At 39.4% G+C, this 23,230-nt stretch carries 21 protein-coding genes; 8 read left to right on the top strand and 13 right to left on the bottom strand.

Annotated features, from left to right (window positions below; all coding sequences use genetic code 11):
- Positions 1 to 316: 316 nt before the first annotated feature.
- Positions 317 to 2,488 (bottom strand): S46 family peptidase, encoded by a 2,172-nt coding sequence (locus DK924_RS09080; protein WP_010388890.1) that lies wholly within the window; start codon positions 2,486 to 2,488, stop codon positions 317 to 319.
- Positions 2,489 to 2,633: 145 nt separating this feature from the next.
- The gene (locus DK924_RS09075; protein ID WP_109874954.1) at positions 2,634 to 4,424 is read right to left on the bottom strand and encodes a M61 family metallopeptidase; all 1,791 of its coding nucleotides are present in this window, start codon (positions 4,422 to 4,424) and stop codon (positions 2,634 to 2,636) included.
- Positions 4,425 to 4,649: 225 nt separating this feature from the next.
- On the opposite strand from DK924_RS09075, the gene DK924_RS09070 reads away from it, so the two are divergent.
- The 8 genes from DK924_RS09070 (at position 4,650) to ilvN (ending at position 14,367) form a co-directional block, all read left to right on the top strand.
- Positions 4,650 to 6,158, top strand: coding sequence for a GGDEF domain-containing protein (locus DK924_RS09070; protein ID WP_109874953.1), 1,509 nt, complete (start codon positions 4,650 to 4,652; stop codon positions 6,156 to 6,158).
- A 77-nt stretch (positions 6,159 to 6,235) separates the two neighbouring features.
- Positions 6,236 to 7,579, top strand: coding sequence for a nucleotide 5'-monophosphate nucleosidase PpnN (gene ppnN / locus DK924_RS09065; RefSeq protein ID WP_109874952.1), 1,344 nt, complete (start codon positions 6,236 to 6,238; stop codon positions 7,577 to 7,579).
- Positions 7,580 to 7,587: 8 nt separating this feature from the next.
- A complete protein-coding gene (gene xni / locus DK924_RS09060) occupies positions 7,588 to 8,361 on the top strand; it encodes a flap endonuclease Xni (RefSeq protein ID WP_054201619.1) in 774 nt (257 codons plus the stop codon).
- Between the two features lie 69 nt (positions 8,362 to 8,430).
- Complete coding sequence (locus tag DK924_RS09055) at positions 8,431 to 8,826, top strand: DUF3192 domain-containing protein (RefSeq protein ID WP_033104226.1); 396 nt, start codon at positions 8,431 to 8,433, stop codon at positions 8,824 to 8,826.
- Complete coding sequence (locus DK924_RS09050; protein WP_109874951.1) at positions 8,826 to 10,508, top strand: hypothetical protein; 1,683 nt, start codon at positions 8,826 to 8,828, stop codon at positions 10,506 to 10,508. The genes DK924_RS09055 and DK924_RS09050 overlap by 1 nt, the downstream gene beginning before the upstream one ends.
- Before the next feature lie 179 nt (positions 10,509 to 10,687).
- Positions 10,688 to 11,695, top strand: coding sequence for an isocitrate dehydrogenase (locus DK924_RS09045; RefSeq protein ID WP_008112567.1), 1,008 nt, complete (start codon positions 10,688 to 10,690; stop codon positions 11,693 to 11,695).
- Positions 11,696 to 12,142: 447 nt separating this feature from the next.
- Complete coding sequence (locus tag DK924_RS09040; RefSeq protein ID WP_054201622.1) at positions 12,143 to 13,867, top strand: acetolactate synthase 3 large subunit; 1,725 nt, start codon at positions 12,143 to 12,145, stop codon at positions 13,865 to 13,867.
- Positions 13,867 to 14,367 carry an acetolactate synthase small subunit gene (ilvN, locus tag DK924_RS09035; protein ID WP_008112561.1) on the top strand — a complete coding sequence of 167 codons (501 nt, stop codon included), beginning with the start codon at positions 13,867 to 13,869 and terminating at the stop codon, positions 14,365 to 14,367. Before DK924_RS09040 ends, ilvN begins: the two co-directional genes overlap by 1 nt.
- 65 nt (positions 14,368 to 14,432) lie before the next feature.
- On the opposite strand, the gene DK924_RS09030 is transcribed toward ilvN, so the two are convergent.
- From DK924_RS09030 to DK924_RS08980, 11 genes are all read right to left on the bottom strand, one after another.
- Entirely contained in the window at positions 14,433 to 14,708 is a 276-nt protein-coding gene (locus DK924_RS09030; protein WP_008112559.1) for an HU family DNA-binding protein, read from the bottom strand.
- 205 nt (positions 14,709 to 14,913) lie between these two features.
- Complete coding sequence (locus DK924_RS09025; protein ID WP_010388902.1) at positions 14,914 to 15,456, bottom strand: DUF3833 domain-containing protein; 543 nt, start codon at positions 15,454 to 15,456, stop codon at positions 14,914 to 14,916.
- A gap of 1 nt (position 15,457) precedes the next feature.
- Positions 15,458 to 15,946, bottom strand: coding sequence for a chalcone isomerase family protein (locus DK924_RS09020; protein ID WP_054201624.1), 489 nt, complete (start codon positions 15,944 to 15,946; stop codon positions 15,458 to 15,460).
- A 23-nt stretch (positions 15,947 to 15,969) separates the two neighbouring features.
- A complete protein-coding gene (locus tag DK924_RS09015) occupies positions 15,970 to 16,470 on the bottom strand; it encodes a DUF2878 domain-containing protein (protein ID WP_010388904.1) in 501 nt (166 codons plus the stop codon).
- Entirely contained in the window at positions 16,448 to 17,710 is a 1,263-nt protein-coding gene (locus DK924_RS09010; RefSeq protein WP_010388905.1) for a cyclopropane-fatty-acyl-phospholipid synthase family protein, read from the bottom strand. Before DK924_RS09010 ends, DK924_RS09015 begins: the two co-directional genes overlap by 23 nt.
- A gap of 49 nt (positions 17,711 to 17,759) precedes the next feature.
- Positions 17,760 to 18,497, bottom strand: a complete 738-nt coding sequence (locus tag DK924_RS09005; RefSeq protein ID WP_109874950.1) for a DUF1365 domain-containing protein — start codon at positions 18,495 to 18,497, stop codon at positions 17,760 to 17,762.
- Positions 18,490 to 19,743 carry an NAD(P)/FAD-dependent oxidoreductase gene (locus tag DK924_RS09000; RefSeq protein ID WP_010388907.1) on the bottom strand — a complete coding sequence of 418 codons (1,254 nt, stop codon included), beginning with the start codon at positions 19,741 to 19,743 and terminating at the stop codon, positions 18,490 to 18,492. Before DK924_RS09000 ends, DK924_RS09005 begins: the two co-directional genes overlap by 8 nt.
- On the bottom strand, positions 19,740 to 20,450 hold the full coding sequence (locus DK924_RS08995) for an SDR family NAD(P)-dependent oxidoreductase (protein ID WP_075170210.1): 711 nt from the start codon (positions 20,448 to 20,450) through the stop codon (positions 19,740 to 19,742). Before DK924_RS08995 ends, DK924_RS09000 begins: the two co-directional genes overlap by 4 nt.
- 2 nt (positions 20,451 to 20,452) lie before the next feature.
- Positions 20,453 to 20,881: a nuclear transport factor 2 family protein gene (locus DK924_RS08990; RefSeq protein ID WP_109874949.1), complete on the bottom strand. Its 429-nt coding sequence runs from the start codon at positions 20,879 to 20,881 to the stop codon at positions 20,453 to 20,455.
- Position 20,882: 1 nt separating this feature from the next.
- Positions 20,883 to 22,277 carry a deoxyribodipyrimidine photo-lyase gene (gene phrB, locus DK924_RS08985; RefSeq protein ID WP_109874948.1) on the bottom strand — a complete coding sequence of 465 codons (1,395 nt, stop codon included), beginning with the start codon at positions 22,275 to 22,277 and terminating at the stop codon, positions 20,883 to 20,885.
- Entirely contained in the window at positions 22,277 to 23,230 is a 954-nt protein-coding gene (locus tag DK924_RS08980; protein ID WP_109874947.1) for a DUF523 and DUF1722 domain-containing protein, read from the bottom strand. Before DK924_RS08980 ends, phrB begins: the two co-directional genes overlap by 1 nt.

Here is a 23,230-nt window from a genome sequence, read left to right as displayed (position 1 = left end):
AACTTACGTAGTTACCGTTATAAAAAAGTTTAATTTAAAAACACCTTGCTCCTACAAAAGCGCAGCGTCTCTTCGCCCTCTTTGTGCATAATTCATCAAAAAGCTATTTGAACATGGAGAAGATAATGAGCAGAAAATGAGAAACCAAAACCATCACACAAAGCCGAGTGTCAGTGAAAGTTAAATATTAGCTCCCCCGAACCTCGTAGCCCGTAGCCCGTAGCCCGTAGCTTAAGTTAGATTAATCGCCAAAAATGTTTAAACAAAAAAGGCGCTTCCGGTTAAGGTAAGCGCCTTTTGTTATTTTAACTGCTATTTATTTTACGATTTTCATTTCGTCTAATAGGTTTTGGGCGTTATCTACTTTATCCATTACCCACAGCATGTAGCGCGAATCTACATGAATTGAGCGGTTTAGTTCTGGGTTGTAATCCCAATCACCAATAATGCTTTCGTACACACCGTCAAACAGTAAACCCACCAGCTCGGCATTGCCGTTAAGCGTTGGCGAACCTGAGTTACCGCCAGTTGTATCTACATTTGATAAAAAGTTAACCGGAACAGTATTCATGCCACCAGTGTAATCACCATAAAGCTTCGCTTTAATTTGCTCTTGCAGCTTTTTAGGCGCATTAAATGGGTCAACATCGGTGTTTTTAGCCAATAAGCCTTCAAGTGAAGTAAACGGCGTAGCCACTAATCCATCTTGCGGAGAATAACCGCCTACCGTGCCGTAAGTTACACGTAATGTGCTGTTTGCATCGGCGTAAACCGGTTTGTTTTGCGCTTTGTTAAAGGCAATAATTGCACTCATTAACTCTGGGCGAGCAGCTTGTAACTTACCTGCCAAGGCTTTTGACTTATCTTCCTCAGCTTTCATCACAGCAAATATAGCTTTTGCATATTGCATGAACGGGTCTTGGCTTTGGTTAAGCTGACTTAGTGTTTGTTCAAATAATGAATTACGTACAATTTCATTATCTAGTCTTGATTTAGCGTACATTTCATCTAGCAATGCGCTTTGTTTTGCTTTATCAAAACCGTTTTCTAAAGCAAAAGCTTTATCAATTTCACTAAATCGCTCTGCTTTAGGTAATGCTGCATATTGCTCTAAAAAGTGCAGTAATATAGCTTTATCTACATTGGCATCAAAGCGACGTGACATACGCTCAAGAGAAGATTTAATACGCGGTAAATCGCGTTCTTGGTAACCTGATTCGCGCTCACTATTTGGCTTTTGTTTTTCAACCGCTAAGCGGTATAAACGACGTGCCGTGCTGATCATTTGTGAACGATGAACATAGCCTACCATACGGTCGCGCTCACTGTGCTCTTGCGATTGAGCTACTAATGCCGATAACTCATTAAGCACATTCCCGTAGCGCTGTTTACGCTCGCTATCGCTGTTTATCCAGCTTGTAAGCTCTTGTTCAAACTGTTTTTTACGCTCAAACATGGTGCCTTTTTTGAAGCTTTCAATCATCGAACCATAGTTTTTAATGTAGTTGTTGTAACCTGCTATGGTGCTTTCGTAAGCAATACGGGCTTTGCTGCCATCTTCTGAGTTTTCTTCAATTAGTGACACGTATTTAGTATTGTGCATGCGCGCTTTAGGGTAACTGTCGTTAAATACGTAATCAACCTCTGCGGCAATACGGTAACGATTGGTACGCCCTGGATAGCCAGTTACCATAACAAAGTCGCCCTCTTGCACGCCTTTAGCACTTACACTTAAGTAAGACTCTGGCACGTACGGTACGTTATCTTCGCTGTACTCTGCTGGCTTGCCGTCTTTACCTACATAGGCGCGGTAAAAACCAAAATCGCCTGTGTGGCGCGGCCACATCCAGTTATCTATATCGCCACCGTATTTACCTACGCCCATGGCAGGTGCATACGCTAAACGTACATCTTTAATTTCCAGTGATTTAATTAGGTAAAACTCTAAACCACCATGAAACGAATACACATTACAACGGTAACTAGCATCAGCTTCACACTGTGCAACGAGTGCTTTTTGATTTTTTTCTAACGCATCATAGCGTGCTTTTGCGCTTAGCTCGTTAGTGCCGCTAATCACTTTGTCGGTCACATTGGTCACTGTTTCGGTTACGTACACACGTGAACCTGGCGCAGCTGGTAAGTCTTCAGCCGGTGTTTTTGCTAAAAAGCCATTTTCTAAAATGTTATTTTCAGGCGTTGAATTATATTGCACCGAACCATAAATACAGTGATGGTTAGTTACAACTAAGCCTTTTGGCGAAACAAACGAGGCTGTACAACCGCCTAAGCTGATAACCGCATTCATTGGAAATTCGGTTAATTTTGAAATTGAATCAACGCTAATTTCAAGCCCTTTGGCTTTTAAAATTGACTCAAGCTCTGGTAGTTGATGAGGTTGCCACATGCCTTCATCGGCATGAGCCGCAGAAGAAAGTGCCAGTGAACAGGTTGCTACCAACGTGGCAACAAGAGGTTTTAAACGCATTATAGAATCCCTTTTATTATTGAACCAGCAGATTACTCATTAAGTATGAGTCAGGTCAACTGCGCTGAGATAAATTGTTACAATATAGCGCCCAATAAACAAAAAAGGAGACTAAGCTCCTTTTTAAACAAAATGATAAACGATGTTAGTCGTCTTTTTTCACATCATTTGGATGCGCTACGCCCATCCATGCTTTAAATAGCGCTTTTTGCTCAGCAGTAGCATTTTTATTAGCGACTACTTTTTTAGGTTTGTCGAAATCTTCTGACAACATAAGCTCAGTCGACATTAATGCATCACGGCGAATAAAATCAACAGTTACCTTGTCTCCTGCTTTAAAGGTTTCTAGGCTCGTGGTTAAGTTTTTCCCTACATGCTTTTTGTTAATAGCGACGAGCTTATCGTCGGTAGTTAAGCCACCTTGCCATGCTGCGCCATCGCGGCTTACATGGGTAAGTGTAAGTAACTCACCAGTATTTTTAGTAAAGGCATCTAAGCTTGGTGTGGCCTTGGCTTTTTCTGGTAATTCAAAGCTTAAACCAACTTTTGCCAATAATTCATCAAAATCTAGGCTGGCTGGTGTGCTAACATTTTCTTGCCACCAAGCGCTGTAATCACGTCCTGATAGTTGTTTTAAAATAGCTAATACGTCTTGTTCAGTAAAACCCGCTGGTAGCCTATGTTGCTTATAAAGTTCGTTGTGTACGTCTTTATAGCTTATTTTACCTTGGCTTTTTTCAAGTAGGTCGACATCTAACGCCATCGACAATAACGAGCCTTCAAGATAAATATTAGTGCCGTAATTACGTGCATGATCGCCACCTTGATTTATCCATTTATCAAAGCTGGTTTCACTTGCACTTTGCACTTCACGACCAGGGGTAGTGAGGTGGCGATTAATGGTTTTACTAAAGTTCTTAAAAAATTCATCGGTGGTTTGAATACCCGAACGCACTAATAAATGATCTTCAAAATAGCTTGTAGACCCTTCAGCAATCCACAGCAATTTTGAATAATTAATATTAGTGTAGTCATATGGCGCAAGCCCTTTAGGACGGTATGCTTTTACATTCCAAGTATGAATAAATTCATGTGCCGCTGTACTGATAAAAGCTAAATAGTCTTCACGTTTAGCAAAGCGATCACGTGGGCGTTGAATAATAGTTGAGTTTAAGTGTTCGGTTGCACCGCCCGCGCCCGATGTAGCATGCACCATAAATACATAACGCTCATACGGGTAGCTGTCCCAAATTACATTGCCCGTTGCCACTAGCTTTTTCAGATCGGTTAGCATCAGTTCTATGTCGTAATTACCTTCGCCCCACACCACTAGCTCATACTCACGGCCATCAACCTCAAAAGTACGCAGTTCGTTAACACCTGTTTCTATTGGTGAATCAACAAGCACGTCGTAGTCACTGGCTTTAAAGCTGTGTTTATTTTTATAGTTTTCCATACCCGACACAGAGCGCCATGCTTTAGGTACGTTTAATTCAACCGTAACTGGCTCTTGGCGAAATGACTCGCTAAACATAAAAAAGCCCGATGCATCAACAAACGCATGGCTATCGTCAATATGGCGAGCGCGCTTACCTAGCTCATTGGCATATACTTGGTAATCAACATTAACTTCAGTCGGCTCGTTTAAATGAACACGCCATGTGCTGTGGTCTATTTTTTCCCACTTTAATGCATTACCTTCATCGTCGCTGGCTTTAAAATAGCGAACGCCATTGGCAAGGTTTAAAATTTCATAGCGACCAGTACGCCATGCTGGCAGTTTTACATCTAAATATGATTGCGCCGTTTTAGGAAACTCTACATTTACATCACCTAAATGATGCTCTGGCTGAGAGATATTTAAAGCGTAGTTAACGTCGGCAAATGCTGGTGCTGAACAGGCAGCTAAAATTGATAAGGCAAGTAGCTTTTTCATAAAGGCTCTTTTTTATATAACGTATTGTTGTACCAAGATTAACAAGACCCATTTTAAAAGTGAATTAAAAGCGGTAAATGCACTTATATTTAAGATCGCTCGTATTTTGTTATTAAAAACATTAAGTTTTTGATCTCATACCTACTATTAATATGTTTTTGTTGTAAACTAAAACAATAGAGGTATTACGATGATGGTGTGTAGGTGTCTAGGAGCTCCAATACGGTGGAACAAAAACTAAAGCAAGCAATCGACAGTAGAAAAGTAATAGAAAGTGCTCGCCAACATCAAGTGAGTACGCTTTCTAATTTTGCAGCTAAGTTGTCTTTAAGCTGTAAGGGACTTGATACTGAGCTTGATAACCGCCTAGCTAAGTTTCGAAGCGCGTTAAACAAAGGAATGAGTTTTGAAGACTTTGCCCCTTTAGTGGATGATATTTTAGCTTTGCTTAAAAACCAAGAAGCCATTCAACTAGCACATCAACGCGACCTCTTTACCAGTGTACAAAATGCAGGTAAGCAATTACAACAAACCAAAGGCTTGCCTGACGATACCCGCAGAACACTGCGTCATTTGCTTGATAACGAGCTAGACGATATTCAATCTGTACATGGGTTTATCCCTGTTTTAAATCAGCTGATCACTTTTTATCATCAAGCCTTAATTGCTAAAAGCAACGATACCTTTGAGCCTCCAAATCTAAGTGCTCTTACTGAAAAACTATTTAAATTAGTTAGTCAGTTAGTACTCGAGGAAGAAGCCAACGATGAGCTGTATTTAATAAAAAAACGTATCGCTAAAAATAAAGCCGTAGACCAGCTACTTGATGCAGCAATTGATGTAATCACACTTATTGTACAAAGCATTCAAGTTGAGCGCGCGTCAGCACAAAGCTTCTTAACCTCTTTAAACCAAACACTCGGAGAGCTACATCGCTCATTAGTATCGACCAGCGAGCATTCTGAATCGATGACTGTTGAGTTTGACTCAATTAATCAACGAATTGGTGAAAAGCTAAGAAATTTAAATACACAAACAAATAAAGCAACATCAATTACAGAGTTAAAGCAATTGGTTGAAAATGAGTTACGCTCATTGAGTGCTGATATTTTAGAAAAAGAGCAGCTAGAACAAAAAGATCGCCAAATTTTAATTTCTAGCTTTGCACAAATAAACGATAGAATTGGCAGTTTAGAAAGCAAAGTTAGTAATTATAAGAAACGTTTGAATGAACAACGTTTTAAAAGTTTACTCGACAGTCTTACCAAATTACCTAATCGCGCAGCTTTTGATGAACGTTATAATCACGAAATCAATGTATTTAACGAACGCCCGTCAGACATAACCTTAGTGGTTATTGATGTTGACCATTTTAAATCAATTAACGATCGTTTTGGTCACACAGCCGGCGACATTACCTTGCAAGTGATTGCCAAAGCGCTGCAAAAATCGATTAGACAAACTGATTTTATTGCCCGTTATGGCGGCGAAGAGTTTGTGTTATTAATGCCCCGTACTTCACTTGAAAACGCCGTCGAGCATCTCGATAAATTAAGACTGTCGATTAAAAAGATCCCATTTAAATTTAAAGACAAGCAAATACAAATTACTGTTTCTTTAGGCGCAACCCAATTTGAAGAGGGTGATACGCCTCTAAAAGCATTTGATAGAGCCGATGAGGCTCTTTACGATGCTAAAAACTCAGGCCGGGATCGTCTGTGTATTAGTAAATAGTGTTATGCACTTTTACCCTTGAGTATAAGGCATAACTACGCAGTAAATTTACCCAAGAAGTTTCAAGGAGAATGTCGATGCTAATACAATTAAACCCTACAGGGGTATTAGATTTATTGTCGCAGCTAGAAGTAGACTTACTCGAGCAATCATCAACCAGCGAACGCTACAGACTATTTAGAAACTGTGTATTGGCCGTGCTCAATGTAGGCAGCCACACCGATGTAAGCAATGATATTTACGATAAACACAAAGATTTTGATATACGTTTGGTTAGCCGTGAACGCGGTATAAAAATTGAGTTAGAAAATCCTCCGCAAACGGCCTTTGTTGATGGCCACATAGTAACAGGCATTCATGAGCACATATTTTCGGTTATTCGCGATATTTTGTTTATTTGCCAAAAGTATGAAAAGAACCTTCAAGAAACTAAAGCCATTACCCATATGGTTTTTGATATGCTTAGAAATGCCGACGCGCTTAAGGTAAATAGCGAACCTAACATGATTGTATGTTGGGGTGGCCACTCTATTAACGAAGTCGAATATAAATACACCAAGCAAGTTGGCTATGAACTGGGGTTACGTGGATTAAATATTTGTACTGGCTGTGGGCCTGGTGCAATGAAAGGCCCAATGAAAGGCGCAACCATTGGCCACGCAAAGCAACGTATTACCAATAATCGTTATTTAGGTTTAACTGAGCCCAGCATTATAGCGGCAGAGCCACCCAATCCGATTGTAAATGAGCTGGTTATTTTACCCGACATTGAAAAACGCCTTGAAGCATTTGTTCGCACCGCACACGCTATTATTATTTTTCCAGGTGGCGCAGGTACAGCCGAAGAGTTACTTTATTTATTAGGTATTTTGTTACACCCTGAAAACGACAAGCAATGTTTACCTGTTATTTTAACTGGCCCTAAACAGACCAAAGCTTACTTTGAAGAGCTTTGTAAGTTTATTCAAATGACTTTGGGCGATGCTGCGCTGAGTAAATTTGAAGTGATTATTGATGACCCTCAATTAGTTAGTCAAAAACTGAAATCGGCCATGAATGGGGTACGCGAATACCGTAAAAGCCAAGGCGATGCTTATTACTTTAACTGGACGTTGAAAATAGAAAATGATTTTCAGCAGCCTTTTTATCCAACTCATGAAGCCATGGGGTCACTTGATTTACACCTTGATCAACCCAAACAACAGCTCGCCGCTAATTTACGTCGTGCGTTTTCGGGAATTGTTGCCGGTAACGTAAAAGAAGAAGGCTTAAATGCAATTAAAGAGCATGGCCCCTATGTGCTAAGTGGTGAGCCTGATTTAATGGAAGCAATGGACAAGCTTTTACAAGCATTTGTAGAACAAGGTAGAATGAAACTTCCCGGAAGTAAGTATATTCCTTGTTATACAATAAAAGCGTGAGTTTATAATTGAATCCCCATTTACTCCTTATTGATGCGCTTAATTTAATTAGGCGCATTTATGCTGTTGATGCAAACCAAAGTCATCACAGCGACGAGCACATGTTAAAAGCCTGCTGTGCACGGGTTGCACATGCATGCAAAAAACTTTTAACCACCACCAATGCAACCCATGCAATTGCGGTTTTTGATGGTGACAAAAGCTGGCGTTACCACTTTTATAAAGACTACAAACATTCGCGTGCACCTATGCCAGAGACCTTAAAAAACGCGTTACCCCATTTTAAAGCGGCCATTGAAGAAACCGGTATAGTGGTATTTGAACCGACTAACGATGAAGCCGACGATATTATTGCGACTTTAGCGCATAAAGCGGCTAATAATCAGATAAACAATACCATTGTCTCTACTGATAAAGGCTTTTTGCCTCATTTGAATGAGCATATTGAAGTATACGATTACTTTAAAAAGCAACACCTCAATGAAGAACATATTGAAGAGCGCTTTGCTGTCGCTCAACATAAACTCATCGACTTTTGGGCACTCGCAGGCGATAAAACCAATGACATTCCTGGTGTTAAAGGTATTGGTGTTAAATCCGCGCAGCAATTGGTTAATCAATACAGCTCTATTGAAGAAGCGCTAAATGATGAATCGTTAAATACACGACTACAAAAAAAGCTTAATGAAGATATGGATATGTTTGTTATTTCTAAACAATTGGTGAGTTTGCGTACAGATATCCATTTAGGCTTTAGTTTAAAGCAGTTAAGGCTTAATTAGTCGCAAGTTAATAGCACTGTAAACTTGCAATACGTATACTAGCGATAGCTATTTTGGTCTGGGTTGGCAATGTTTAAAAAGTTTATTAGGTATTTAATATTAGGATTAGGTTTATACGCTCTAATAGCTACTTCAGTTATTATGTTCTATAAAGACGATCCACAAGCTATGATTTGGCAAGACAGAGAAGCATTTAATAAACGCTATATCGAAAAATTGCGTTTAGAAGATACCTTTACGCTAAATGATGTGCTTGAATATTTAGGTAGCCCAGATTTAACCTATGCTAGGCGTGATGGCGAGCAAGTATGGCAGGTGGTTTTTTATCGTACCCAACATAAAACCTCAGACGGTATCACCACCATGGATGAATGTACTGGGTTATTATTTAAAAATGGCCAACTAATAATGTGGGGCCCAAGTGCTTATGAAAAATACCTTGAGCATAATGATGGGAAGATTTAATGGAAGCTCCACTGTCGGGTAAACTAAAAAAGCTATTCGAAAGCACGCAACTGCTTTTAAGCTCCCATAACAATAAAAGTCAGTGGCATACCTTCTACCCTCTTGTGTGTAAGCTTTCAGAGCAATACGCTGCATTATACAAACAAAACCCAGCGGCCTTGCAAGCTCAGTTAAATTTATATAAAACACATTATAGTTACGCAACCAATTTAGTGGTTAACCAATGTGTATTAACCTGTGCTTTGTGTCGTAGTCAAAACTACGACAACGATTTAACCGAGCTTTATATTAGTGCCTCATTAGTTGAACACCTTTGTGTTGCCAAACAATTAAATAAGTTAGCTCAACAGCAAACGTTTAACGAAGCCGATAAAAAAATGTGGCAGTTACGCCATAAACTTGCAGCCAAAGTATTATTAACGGCTAAACAACCCGCGCACCAAATTGCTCATATTTTGGCAAAATTAGGCAAATACAAACACGCATTATTAGATACACCTAAAATTATGCTTTATGACGGTGCCAGTGTGTTGGTTTCTTTAGCTAATATATTAGCACTTAACGTTACTTGTAATGAAAAACAACAGCACATAAATTTTTATAAAGCGGTCGCTGATTTATATATAAGAACTCCCAACTCATTTGCACAAACGTTATTAAAAGCGCTAGTTGCACATGTTGGACAATATGTGCCTGGCAGCCAAGTCGTGTATGCCGACCAAGCTATGGTTTATTTAGCCACGGATACGCAAGGCCGACATATTATAGTTAATAACGCCAATACTAAAATGGCATGGTATCGTATTAAAGCGTCCTTAATGGATGACTCAAAAGCATGGGAATGCAATGATAACCGCTTATTTTTAAAAGTATGGGACAGTGAATATCTTAGTATCCCGAATAGTGAACTCTCTGCACAAGCACCCTTGTACCAATTAGTTAAACAAATAAAAACGCAAAAAGAATACAGCTTTAAAGCTTTGAACACCTTACTTACCCCCTACCCTGACGTTATAAAGTCAGTATGCTTAGCAGTAAAGCACTACAACAAAGAGCTATTACCCGCTAAAGATTTAAGACATAGTTTATCTATGGTAGGTTACGATAAAGCACCGGCTATTATTCAAGGGGTAGTGTTTCAACAATTAGTAAATAGTATTGCTCATCCTTTACATGCCTTTTTATGCACCCGTATTAGTTGTTTAGTAAATATTTTAGAGCTATTAGTAAAGCATAATCCCCGCGTTCAAGGTGAGCGTGTTAGTTTAAGCTTATATGCTTACCTATATTATGTGTTGATATATTACAGCGCAGATGTTTCTAGAAAAATCACCATTGATCAAACACCGAATAAATCTCTCGATACACCTTTTAGTACATTTTTTGGTGTAAACAACGTAGATGCCTCTCATTTAAACAGTGAGCTTAACGAATTACTTAGTGGCGACCCATGGGCGTCGGCTTTATTAAATGCAGAGCAATTGCCTAAAAAGCAGCTTGATGATGCTGGTCAATTATGGGCAGCATTAAAGGTAGTGGCGCAGCGCGTACTTAAACCTAACCAGCCATTAACAGCATGGCAACAGCAAATATTAAATCAACAACTTAGTCGCCATGGCTGGCAAAGTGAAGCCGATTTTAATCAATCGCTGCTGCGCTTAGGGCTTCACAATAGTATTTAGCTGACTTATTACCATTATAACTCAAGATTATACCCTGTATTCATACTATAAACTGGCAAAATAAGAGATAAATTGGTATAAATGCCGGCTCAAATTTAGTACCCCTGTCATATAAGTAGTCTAAACTCTGTTGAGTATTTTTATTTATGTGTGTATCCAAATCTTTAAAGGAAAAGTTCATGGCCAAACAAACCATAACAGTGATCAAAGGCGACGGCATCGGCCCAAGCATTATCGACTCAGCACTTGAAATACTAAAAGCCGCAGGATGCGATTTTGATTATGAATTTGTTGACGCTGGCCTAGCTGCGCTTGAGAAAACAGGCGAATTGCTTCCACAAGAAACAATTGACACAATTGCTAAGAATAAAATCACCTTAAAAGGCCCATTAACCACGCCTGTAGGCGAAGGTTTTACATCTATCAACGTAACGCTTCGTAAGCAATTTGGTTTATACGCTAACGTACGTCCAGTTAAATCGTTTGCCGGTACTAAAGCCCGTTACGACGATATTGATATCATCACTATTCGTGAAAACACACAAGGTATGTATTCAGGTGCAGGCCAAGTTGTATCTGAAGATGGTACTGAAGCTGAAGCAAAATCAGTGATCACTCGCGAAGGCGCAGAAAAAATTGTAACGTTCGCATACGAACTTGCTGTGCGCGAAGGTCGTAAAAAAGTAACTGCTGTACATAAAGCAAATATTTTAAAATCAACCTCTGGTTTATTCTTAAAAGTGGCGCGTGAAGTAGCTGAGCGTTACCCAGAAATTGAATCAACTGAAATGATTGTTGATGCAACATGTATGAAGCTTGTAATGACCCCTGAAGAGTTTGACGTGATCGTTACAACGAACTTATTTGGCGATATTTTATCTGACTTATGTGCTGGCTTAGTAGGCGGTTTAGGCATGGCACCTGGTGCAAACATTGGTGAAGATGCTGCTATTTTTGAAGCTGTTCACGGTAGTGCACCTGATATTGCAGGTAAAAACCTTGCAAACCCTACGTCAGTGATTTTAGCCTCTATTCAAATGCTAGAGCATTTAAACATGGGCGATACAGCTGAACGTATTCGTAGCGCTGTTGCTGATGTAATTAAATCTGGCGACCGTACTACTCGCGATTTAGGCGGCAGCCACGGCACTACTGATTTCACACAATCAGTAATTGACCGTCTGTAATTAGTACTGTTAAATTAAAAAGCCAGCTAATGCTGGCTTTTTTTATGCCAGAAACACAGCATTTAAATTTCCCCCTGACCATCCCCAAGCCTAGGCAAACACGCAAAACTGCATAATTTCTGCTTATAAAGTGAAAATAACTCATATCAAATAGATTATTAGATTAAAAAACATTTAAAAATGAATTTTTAATCCAAAAACCAGTTTAATGGGTTGACATGTGTGCTCAAAAGCCTTAAAAATAACCACATACAAAAATTGTTATTTAAACAGCATTTTATTTTAAAGAGCAAAACATCATGAATACACAATTTCGCCTTTTAGTCTTACTCGTACTGGTCTTAGTGATAAGCCCAGCGGGGATGTATTAAAAGGTGAAAAATGCTTTTTAAAACCCTCGCACTACGCGGGGGTTTTTTTTTGCATGTAATCAACAGAGGAATGAGGATGAGTAAACAAGAATATAATGGCTCTGAATTGGTTGTTAAGTCATTAAAAGAGCTAAAGGTAAAGTATATATTTGGTTATCCCGGCGGCTCAGTATTAGATTTATACGACGCACTTTTTCAGCAAGACGATATTGAGCACATTTTAGTACGCCATGAACAAGCGGCTACACACATGGCCGATGGCTACGCAAGAGCCACCGGTGAAGTAGGTGTTGTACTTGCTACATCAGGTCCCGGTGCAACAAACTGTGTAACAGGCATAGCAACTGCGTATATGGATTCAATTCCTATGGTGGTGTTATCAGGTCAAGTGCCCACAAGTCTTATTGGTGATGACGCGTTTCAAGAAACCGATATTGTTGGTTGCTCTCGCCCGATTGTAAAACATAGCTTTAATTGTAGAAGCGCTAGTGAAATTCCCAATATTCTTGCTAAAGCCTTTTATATTGCCAGTACCGGCCGCCCAGGGCCTGTGGTAGTAGAACTTCCTAAAGACATGCTTAACCCAGAGCTAACTTTTGCTTACAACTTTCCAGCGGCAACAGAACTCAGAACCTACAACCCTAATACCAAGGGTCACTCTAAACAAATTCGTAAGGCCGTTACTGCTATTTTAGAAGCAAAAAAACTGGTTATATACTCTGGTGGCGGTATTGTGCTTTCAAACACCTCAGAGCAACTAACTCATTTAGTCGAGTCACTTAATGCCCCTATTACCAACACGTTAATGGGACTGGGCGGTATATCGGGCGTTCACCCTAACTTTATTGGTATGTTGGGTATGCACGGCACATTAGAAGCCAATAAAGCGATGGCCAATGCCGATGTTATTTTAGCACTTGGCGCACGATTCGATGATCGGGTTACTAATAATGTTCAAAAATTCTGTCCAAATGCCACTATTGTGCATGTAGATGTTGATCCAACCTCTATTTCTAAAACCATTAAATCACATATTCCTGTTGTTGGCTGTTTGGCAACGGTACTGGAGCAATTACAAACTGCCATAGATAACAGTTCAATTAAAATTGATCGCAGTGCACAAGAAGATTGGTGGCGACAAGTGATCAGCTGGCGTGAACAAAAATGCCTTAGTTACAACAGCGATGGTGACAAAATAAAACCTCAGGCAGTTATCGAGGCAATATATGAAGCGACCAACGGAGATGCTTATGTCAGCTCTGATGTTGGCCAACATCAAATGTTTGCCGCGCAGTACTACCCATTTAAACACCCTCGTCAGTGGATCAACTCAGGCGGCCTAGGTACTATGGGCTTTGGTTTACCTGCGGCTATGGGGGTTAAGCTGGCTTTTCCTGATAAAGAGTCTTTATGTGTGACTGGAGACGGCTCTATTCAAATGAACATTCAAGAGCTATCAACCTGTTTACAGTATAACTTAGCAGTAAAGGTGATCTCCTTAAATAACCGTTCATTAGGTATGGTAAGACAATGGCAAGACATGATTTATGGCGGTAGGCATTCTTCATCGTATATGGAATCTTTGCCTGATTTTGTAAAGCTTGTTGAAAGCTATGGCCATGTGGGGATCAGAGTAAACACCCTTGATGAGTTACAACCAGCGATAGACAAAGCCATGTCGATAACCGACAGATTGGTATTTTTAGATATTTTAGTAGACGAAAAAGAACATGTTTACCCGATGCAAATTAAGCACGGTGGTATAGACGAAATGTGGTTAAGAAAAGGAGTGAAGGCATAATGCGTCGTATATTATCTATATTATTAGAAAATGAACCTGGTGCGTTATCACGTATAGTGGGGCTTTTTTCTCAACGAGCATACAATATTGATAGCTTAACAGTGGGTACTACAGATGATGAGTCTCTTTCTCGTATTACGGTAACCACTAAAGGTGATGACAGAATTGTTGAACAAATAACAAAGCAAGTAAACAAGCTGGTCGATGTACTTAAAGTTATTGATTTAACCGACATGAGTCACATAGAACGCGAACTGCTATTAGTAAAAGTATTTGCCAAAGACGAAGCGACTCGTGCGGCAGTAACCCGTGTTGTTGATGTATTTCAAGGGGCTATTTTAGATATGGGTCGTCAAAGTTACAGCTTACAACTGGTAAGTAGCACCGATAAAATAGAGTCGTTCTTAGATACTTTACGCCATGAAACCGACATAATTGAAGTGGTGCGCTCAGGCGCAGTCGGCATTGGCCGAGGAGATAAAGCGCTTAAAGCTAAATAAGCGTTAAATTTACAACAAATAAAAAGGGCTAAATAGCCCTTTTATTATATTTTATAAACCTATAATTATAGATTTACTTGGTCTTTAAGACCTTTACCTGGTTTAAAGCTTGGAATAGTCGCTGCTGAAATTTGGATTTCTGCACCCGTTTGTGGGTTACGACCCGTGCGTGCAGCACGTTCTTTAACTGAAAAAGTACCAAAACCAACTAATGCAACAGAGTTGCCTTCTTTTAATGAAGAAGTTACAGCGCCTGTGAATGCGTCAAGTGCACGTGTAGCGGCTGCTTTAGAGATTTCTGCGTCAGTAGAGATTTTTTCAACTAGTTGAGCTTTGTTCATTATTAGATTCCTATTCGTTATTATTTTGCCTTCGCAAATCCTATCTTTATGCATTTTCGAAGAGTTAGCAACAGCAAATTACGTTTTTTATCTAAAATACTAAAAAATTAGTAAAAATAGTAAAATTCACTGTAAAATACAGCGAGTTGAGTTAACAAAAGCTTAATTTAAGCACACTATTAGTGCAACTTTGCACCTTAATGACTCACTCTACCTTTTCTATAACTAAGGTTACTTCCCCAACCTCAACACCAAACTTAACAATAGACGTGCGGTTTATCAAGCGTGTATTTGTTACTAGGTACATCCAATCATCAAAATTAACTTCTAAAGTGCTGCCATCGTAAGGGATCTCTACATTATAATTCCAATGAAACACACTGCCATCACTTTCTCCTGTAGCTATCCCTAAAACATCAGAGGCTGTTCCTGTTAATGTGTTATCGTCGTTTAAGGTAATTTTCCAAATGCGTTTTTGTGTTTCTCCATCATCGTAAACAAAGTCTTCTTCAATAGTGCCCTTATTGCCATCCCATGTAGCGTTTAAGTCAACAACAAGCTTTCGGGTTAATTCACCTTTAAAGTCTTGTACAACGCCATAGGCTTTCAAATCACCACTAAAGAAAGTCTTAAAATCGAAATTTGGTTCTGAACCCTTGTAATGTTCAACACTTGGAGCTGAACAACTTGCAATAAAAAAGCTTACGGCCAATACCATGGCAACTTTAACGCGTTTTAGATTAATCATATTAAATCCCTAATAGTTGATTTCTAATAGATGGTTCTGAGGTGTTTTCACTTAACCAAATAGCTAAAAAATCCTCAGCAAATGCGGCATCATCAATACGACCTATTTGGTTATCGTTATGGAAAAAAGTACTGTGTCCTTGCTTATCAGTCAGCAAGGTTAACGATTCACCTTTTTTAATATTTGGCCATATCGAGAGTAATTTATCAGCATAGCGCTCTGAAAGTTGAGGTTTACCTAAGTGCTGCCACTGCTCATTAGTCGCTTTTACAATGTCTTTAGCGTCAAAATCGCGCAAATAAGTTAAGGTAAATTTAACAGGCGTTTGTTTAGCGGTGTAACTACCAGAAGGTGTATAAAGCGTTGCATCATAAACATCCCAAAACAGGTATTCCATACGTGCTTCACCCACCTTGTTAAACTGAGTATCGGCATTAGCTACAGGGCTAAATAAAGCATAAACAATAAGTAAATTTAAAAGCGTTTTCATCGTTATCTCCAAACTGTATTGTGTTATTGCTTAACAAACTCGCCTATTTTACCGTTTAAAAATAAAATAAACGTAAATGTTGCAGCCCATAAAGCACCGTAAAGTGGCCAAAACTGCCACAGTGGCATCCCTAACTCTAATACCTCAAATCGTGAGCCGGCCCAATAACTGCCAGGGGCAAATAATAAACACACAGCAAATGCTTGCCATGGTTTAAGGTTTGTCAGAAACGACATAGAGGTATTGATACACAGCAACAATGCGACCCATAAAAACACCAACCAAAATGGCAGCGGATCGACTTTAAATTCGAATAACCCTAACTGAACCGCAATAAACTCACACAACAGTGCTAGTGGCAGGGCTTTTAAAACCAGCAAAGCATCTTGTTTTTTTTGTGCTGATAAGTAAAACATCAAAGCGATGACTACAGCAGAGTATACAATTGCATGCTGTTCAAGTAGCAGGCACATAAACCACACTACTTGAAACAGCGCAAAATTAATAAGCGAGTGCAATCTCATCATTACTACTCGTAAAGCGGGGTTTGCGTGCCATTAAATGCACGGTACTGGTTGCTCGGGTTCTAAATGCGCCCTCGCAATAGGCAAGGTAAAAAAGCCATAAGCGATAGAAACGATCATCAAACTTATCGCTATCAAGCTTTGGCCAGCTGGCAATAAAACGCTCTCGCCAATCAGCAAGAGTGCGGGCATAGTGAGCACCAATGTCGTTTATGGTGTGAATATTCATGTCGGTGTTATTTTTAATTTGTTCACTCATTTCGTTAAGCGAAGGCAAACACCCACCGGGGAAAATATACTGTTGTATAAAGTCTGAATTTTTTAAATAGTGTTGATAACGCTGGTCGCTAATCGTAATGGCTTGAATAAGCATAGCACCGTTGTCTTTCAATAACTCACCGCACTTAGTAAAAAAGCTGGGTAAGTATTCATGCCCAACGGCTTCTATCATCTCAATTGAAACTAACTTATCGTATTTGCCAGTCAGTAAGCGATAATCTTGCTTGAGCAAGGTTATTTTATTTTCAAGCCCAAGCTGGTTAATTTTATTAGCAACATAATCGTGTTGTTCGTCAGAGATGGTTGTGGTGGTTACATGGCAGTCATAATGAGTAGCGGCATAAATAGCAAACGCGCCCCACCCGGTACCAATTTCAATAACAGTGTCGCCTTGTTGTAGCTCAACTTGTTCGCATATACGTTGTAGCTTGTACTGCTGTGCTTGTTCTAAGCTAGCATCTTTACTTGGGTATACTGCACTCGAATAAAGCATTTCTTTACTTAAAAAAGACTCGTATAAATCATTTCCTAAGTCATAGTGAGCGACAATATTCTTTTTTGAACCCGCATGTGAGTTCTTGTTTTTTATGTGGTTTATACGGTGAGCGATGTTGCTAAAAAACGCGAACTTTTTTTCAAATGCATCTAGTTGATCTTGGTTAATCGCAAAAATTTCGATTAACCGAGTTAAATTATCACATTGCCATTGCCCTAAAATGTAAGACTCACCCGCACCCACGCTACCAGAAAGAGCGAACGCTTTATACATGGCATTGTCGTTAACGGTGACAGTAACTTTCAGCTCTGAAGACGCATCCCCAAATACAGACTGTTGGTTATTCTCAACCAACACTATCTGCCCCGTTTCAATTGACGAGAACGCTTTAAACACTAACTTTTTATAAAAATTAGTAAACCAACTGGTGCGTTCCTGAACGCGTAAGCTCGATACCTTTTCCATATACTTACCTATATTATTGTTATTACTTATAAAACAACATAAATTAAATTTAAAGTTTGCCTGAATGACCTAAAAATGGGACTTTTTTAACAAACAACTTAAATGCCTGATAGTAAATACCTCTGAAAATAGACCATGTCATCGCAGGAAAGCGCTTCAACAACTTGCTCATTTGTTTATTGCACAAGGGTTGACGCTGTAACCTTAACGATGCATCAAAAAGTAGTTCTTCATCGCGCTTGTTTTCTATACGTATCAGTATATTGTCTTTCTTTTGACGAACAGTCCAATGATAGTTCATATCCAAATTCATAAAGGGTGATACGGAAAATACTTTCTTAAAGTTCACTTTTTTTTGTAGTGGAACCAAGTAGTAATGTCGCTCATTCCATGGGGTATTACTCACCTCGGCCACCATATAGCTAAATTCATTGTCTTGTTGGCCAAAAAAGTAAAAGTTAACTGGACTAAAATAAATCCCAAAACAGCGTAATTGCCCTAGCATGTATACATGGCTAAACTTTTCATCTACCCCTAACTGGGCTAGCTGCGCATGAGCACGCTCTATGATGGGCTGATGATGACTATCGGGTAACCCTTTTAAATAATCAGAGTGCTCAAACTTCAATGCTTTAAATCCTGAAGTTCCAAGCTGCTTATGGACGCCATTAAGTTCATGAGTATTATTTAAATCAACCCACATCATATAAAGTGGGTAATTAAACGCATGGTGTTTTACAGCAAAACGGCGATGCTTTACATCGCCAAAATACACTGCATTAGTCAAACTCTACTCCAAGTTGTTTTGCAACATCGACGGCACTGCGCACACCATCCTCATGAAAGCCGTTATACCAATAAGCCCCACAGAAATAAGTATTGTTTTGCCCGTCAACCGTATTTTTCAGCTGTTGAGCAGCAATAGATTGTTGATTAAACACAGGATGGTGATAAGTAAACTCACGTAAAATCTTACTTTGATTAATCCCTTCTAAGTGATTTAAAGTGACACAAAATTGGGTATCAGACTCTATCCCTTGAAGTATATTCATTTGATAAGTAACAACAGCGGCTTTGTCGGTATTATTATTTAGTAAGTAATTCCAGCTCGCCCACGCTGCTTTCCTATCTGGTAATAATGAAACATCGGTATGCAATACCACCGAGTTCTCAGTGTATGGAATAGCACCCAACACCTTATTTTCTTGCTCGCAGGCATCACCGAGTAAAGCTAACGCTTGATCTGAATGACACGCAAAAATAACCTTATCAAACAGGGCTTGCTGGCCATCAGCAAATGTAATGGTGGCTCCCTGCTCGTCTCTGGTTACCGATTTAATGTCAGTGTTTAACTGTATTTTATCAGCAAAACCAGCTATCAACGGTTTAATGTATTCACGAGAGCCACCCGGAATAACATACCATTGCGGCCTATTGGTAATGTCTAATAAACCATGGTTAAAAAAGAATTTTACAAAAAATTCTACGCCCACGTTTTCCATTTCTTTAATGCTTGTCGACCAAATAGCTGCACCCATTGGCAAAATATAGTGGTATTTAAAAAAGTCATTAAAGCGATGTTGTTGTAGCAGCTCACCAAGTGATTGCTCAGTATATTGGCCTTTTTCATATAAAGCCTTGCACAGTTTGTTAAAGCGCACAATATCGTACAAAAGACGCCAAAACTTAGGTCTCACTATGTTTCTGCGCTGAGCAAACAAACTAGTAAATGTATGCCCGTTATACTCAAAGCCAGTTGCTTCGTTATGAACGCTAAAGCTCATTTGGGTCGGTTTACGTTTTACACCAATACGTTCAAGCAGCTTTTCAAAGTAAGGGTATGTTCTATCGTTAAATACGATAAAACCGGTATCAACTGCGTAGTTAATACCGCTGTGATTTACATCAACCGTGGCAGTATGGCCACCAATATAATCATTCTTTTCAAATAGTGTGACATCATAATGCTTATGCAATAGGTGTCCGCAAGTTAAACCTGATACACCAGTCCCAATTATTGCTATTTTTTTCAACGGGTTAATCCTTTTGCAATTTTAAGCCAAAGCGAAAGTGGCAATATTCGCAGTGCTTTTAATATAAGTGTGAAACGATACGGAAAATGGACTTCTTTACGACGTTTTTTTACGCCTTTGATTATATAGTCAGCCGCTTTTTCAGCACTAACAGCCATAGGCATAGGAAAATCATTTTTGTCTGTAAGCGGTGTTTTTACAAAACCAGGATGGACTAGTGTTACATCAACGTCGTTTAAATCAACCGCAAGGGTTTTAGCTAAATAGCTTACGCCCGCCTTTGATGCGCCATACGCTTCTGAACGCGGTAAAGGTAAATAAGTAACACTCGAACTGACCATCACTAATTGGCCGCCTGATGTTATTTTGGGTAAAAGAGCTTCTAAGCAATACCCCATAGAAAGTAAGTTAACATTAATAACACGCTCAAAGAGGGCGCTATCAAAATTGCGTGCATCATCAACATACTCGCAATTACCGGCGTTAAGAATAACGCGGTCAAATTGCGGATAGCCGAGAGTGGCAGCTTTAATATCTTGCAAGTTGGTAGCATCAAACTGGCAGGTTTCTATGTTGTTATGCTTGGCAAGTTCTGCGAGCTTTTGCGTATTTCGTCCACACGCAATGACTGTGTCACCTTGCTCTGCATACTTTATCGCGAGTTGTTCACCTATGCCTGATGTTGCACCTGTAATAAGCGTAATCATAATTAACCAGCCCTTTTATCAATAAAATTAATAATGTTGCCCAGTAATGGAATATGCTTATACAAAAGCTCTCCAGCATTAAAGTAATCGCGATGTTTAATAATTTTCGCACCTTCAAATACTAGTTTACTGTGCCCTTGCACTGAAATTGTATTGCCCGCGTTAAGTTTTGGGTGAGAATAATGCATTGTCCAGTATACAAATGCATTATTATCACTGGTAAATGAGTCGGTTATGTCAAATCGACAATACTTAACATTACTATATAAACCACAAAAATAACGTCTTAGATCTTCAAGACCATTAATTTCGTGCAGCGGATCTATAAAGTGAATGTTTTGAGCGTAAATTTCAGTTAATAACTCTAGGTTATTTTTATCAAGCTTTTGATATATTTCTACAAATTTATCGACTGATAATTGGTTATCCATATCACACCTTAAATGCAGCTAAAGCCCTCGCTCGTGCCGCTTTATGATCAACTATTGCTGGCCAGTAACAGTGTTCACTTTGTCCCGTTGCTGCTAAGTAAGTATGTGGGAAATGAATGTGTTTATCTGGCACTTTTTGTAATTCAGGCAGATATTTACGAATAAAATCACCATTTGGATCAAAGCGTTCACTTTGGGTAATGGGGTTGAATACTCTAAAGTAAGGTTGTGCGTCACAGCCGGTACTTGCAGCCCATTGCCAACCACCATTGTTTGAGGCTAAATCGCCATCAATAAGATGCTGCATAAAAAACTGCTCGCCTTTGCGCCAATCAATCAGTAGGTGCTTAGTTAAAAAACTCGCAACCACCATTCTTAAACGATTATGCATCCAGCCTGTTTGCAATAGCTGTTGCATGGCGGCATCAACAAGTGGATAGCCTGTACGGCCTTCGCACCATTGCTTAAACTCAGCGTCACTGTCACGCCAACTCACACTATCGTACTTTTCGTTAAAATTGGCACCGCGTGAAAGTTTTGGGAATTCAGCAATTAAATGTTTATAAAATTCACGCCAGATCAGTTCGTTAACCCAGGTAAACGTTTTACTTTTTGAGGTGGTCAGTATATCGGGATAATGTTGTTGTATATTAACCATTAATTGTTTACTACTAACAACCCCTAGTGCTAAATAGGGGCTTAAGCCCGATGTTCCTTTTACACTGGGTATGTCTCGTACGTCATCATAGCTTGCTAATTTATCATGAATAAAGTTATCGACTACGGTTGATAGAGTATCATCATCAACGGGCCATTTTTTTGAACTTTCATCACCACAGAGTAACTCACACGGTTCAATTTCTATCGGCTCTTCAGATAACGGCCACTGTACTAAACTAAAGTGTGTATCTTGATACTGCTTTAACCATGCGCGTTTAAACGGTGTAAATACTTTATACATTTCATTATTTTGAGTGCGTACACTACCTACGGGAGCAATGATATCACCCTCGTATAAAGTAAATGTTATTTGCTGTTGGTCGCACTGTGCCTGAATCGCTTTATCCCTATTAAATTCATTTAGCTCATACTCAGTGTTGGCTATTATGTGTTTAATATCGTGTTGCTGACAAAAATCGAGAAGTTTAGTTTGGCAATCGGCAAAAAAAGGGGCGTCTATTACATGCAAATTTACGCCATATTTGGCAAGCTTTTCGCGAATATAACTCACCCTGCGTTTAAGTAAGTCAATTTGAATGGCAGCAGTATTATGCTGTGCCCATTGTTTTTCGCACACAAAAAAAATGGCGTGTTTAGCACCATTATTTAGCGCTTCGATCAGCGCCTCGTTAGAAAAAAGGCGCAAATCGCGCCTAAACCAAAATAGTGTATTCATTACAAACCGTAACGTAGCTTAAGTTCATTAGGATAAGGGTTAAAGTAAATTTGCTTACTTAAATACTCATTTGGATGAACCTTTAAATGATGTTTAAGCAATGTTAGTGGTACATAAAGCGGCACCAACCCTTGGCGATACTCATCAATTGCATCTCGCATTTCTTCCTTTTCGATTTTTGATAAATCTTTTTTGAAGTAACCTTGCAAATGCATCAACGTGTTAGAATTATTTTTTCTTGAAGCAGGACGTTTAAGCGCATTCATTAAACCTAAAATGTACTCGTCGGCTAGAGCATTAACATCGTCACCTATAAACGTTCCGAGTAGATTGCCTAAATCACGATACGCTTGATAATTATGAGCCATTAACAAATATTTGTATTGAGCATGGAACTGGGTCAAACGATGCACAGTAACGGGCTCTTTCACTAACTGTTGCCAGTTATGTAATGTATAAACACGCATTACAAAGTTCTCGCGCAAATGAACGTCGTTTAAACGTCCATTTTCTTCGCAAGGTAGTAAGGGATTATGTTTCATGATTTGTTCAGCAAAGAAACCAACGCCTTCAGAGGTGTTACCGGTTCCTGCTTCATTGTAGATTTTTACCCGCTCCATGCCACAGCTTGGGCTCTTAGCACAAAAAACGAATCCGCTTAGGTGCCCTGCTTGTTCTGTAGCTATTTTTTTACCGTATTCTGTGAGCTGTGGGCCAACATCTCCCGTGCCATCCGGACGACACACTTTGATAGTATCGCCTGTTTTTACTTGACGAATGGTTGGACGAGGTATTGGTAATCCTACCGCAACCTCTGGGCAATACATTTTATATTCAACATGCTTGGCCAGCTCTTCCATACAAAAATTTGATTTTTTATGGCCACTGTCAAATCTTACCTTTTCGCCTGCCAAGCAGGCGCTAATACCTATTTTTATTGTATCTGTTTGCAT

This window comes from Pseudoalteromonas sp. meg-B1 (genome assembly GCF_003173795.1).
Lineage (GTDB): Bacteria > Pseudomonadota > Gammaproteobacteria > Enterobacterales > Alteromonadaceae > Pseudoalteromonas > Pseudoalteromonas undina.
This window is presented reverse-complemented; position numbering and strand designations above follow the sequence as displayed.

Coding starts and splice junctions, on each gene's coding strand:
- DK924_RS09010 (WP_010388905.1), bottom strand. CDS start 17,710: ATGGAAAAGGTATCGAGCTTACGCGTTCAGGAACGCACCAGTTGGTTT.
- ppnN (WP_109874952.1), top strand. CDS start 6,236: ATGCTAATACAATTAAACCCTACAGGGGTATTAGATTTATTGTCGCAG.
- DK924_RS08980 (WP_109874947.1), bottom strand. CDS start 23,230: ATGCAAACAGATACAATAAAAATAGGTATTAGCGCCTGCTTGGCAGGC.
- ilvN (WP_008112561.1), top strand. CDS start 13,867: ATGCGTCGTATATTATCTATATTATTAGAAAATGAACCTGGTGCGTTA.
- phrB (WP_109874948.1), bottom strand. CDS start 22,277: ATGAATACACTATTTTGGTTTAGGCGCGATTTGCGCCTTTTTTCTAAC.
- DK924_RS09040 (WP_054201622.1), top strand. CDS start 12,143: ATGAGTAAACAAGAATATAATGGCTCTGAATTGGTTGTTAAGTCATTA.
- DK924_RS09075 (WP_109874954.1), bottom strand. CDS start 4,424: ATGAAAAAGCTACTTGCCTTATCAATTTTAGCTGCCTGTTCAGCACCA.
- DK924_RS09015 (WP_010388904.1), bottom strand. CDS start 16,470: ATGAGATTGCACTCGCTTATTAATTTTGCGCTGTTTCAAGTAGTGTGG.
- DK924_RS09050 (WP_109874951.1), top strand. CDS start 8,826: ATGGAAGCTCCACTGTCGGGTAAACTAAAAAAGCTATTCGAAAGCACG.
- DK924_RS09020 (WP_054201624.1), bottom strand. CDS start 15,946: ATGAAAACGCTTTTAAATTTACTTATTGTTTATGCTTTATTTAGCCCT.
- DK924_RS09080 (WP_010388890.1), bottom strand. CDS start 2,488: ATGCGTTTAAAACCTCTTGTTGCCACGTTGGTAGCAACCTGTTCACTG.
- DK924_RS08995 (WP_075170210.1), bottom strand. CDS start 20,450: ATGATTACGCTTATTACAGGTGCAACATCAGGCATAGGTGAACAACTC.
- DK924_RS09055 (WP_033104226.1), top strand. CDS start 8,431: ATGTTTAAAAAGTTTATTAGGTATTTAATATTAGGATTAGGTTTATAC.
- DK924_RS09030 (WP_008112559.1), bottom strand. CDS start 14,708: ATGAACAAAGCTCAACTAGTTGAAAAAATCTCTACTGACGCAGAAATC.
- DK924_RS08990 (WP_109874949.1), bottom strand. CDS start 20,881: ATGGATAACCAATTATCAGTCGATAAATTTGTAGAAATATATCAAAAG.
- DK924_RS09045 (WP_008112567.1), top strand. CDS start 10,688: ATGGCCAAACAAACCATAACAGTGATCAAAGGCGACGGCATCGGCCCA.
- DK924_RS09025 (WP_010388902.1), bottom strand. CDS start 15,456: ATGATTAATCTAAAACGCGTTAAAGTTGCCATGGTATTGGCCGTAAGC.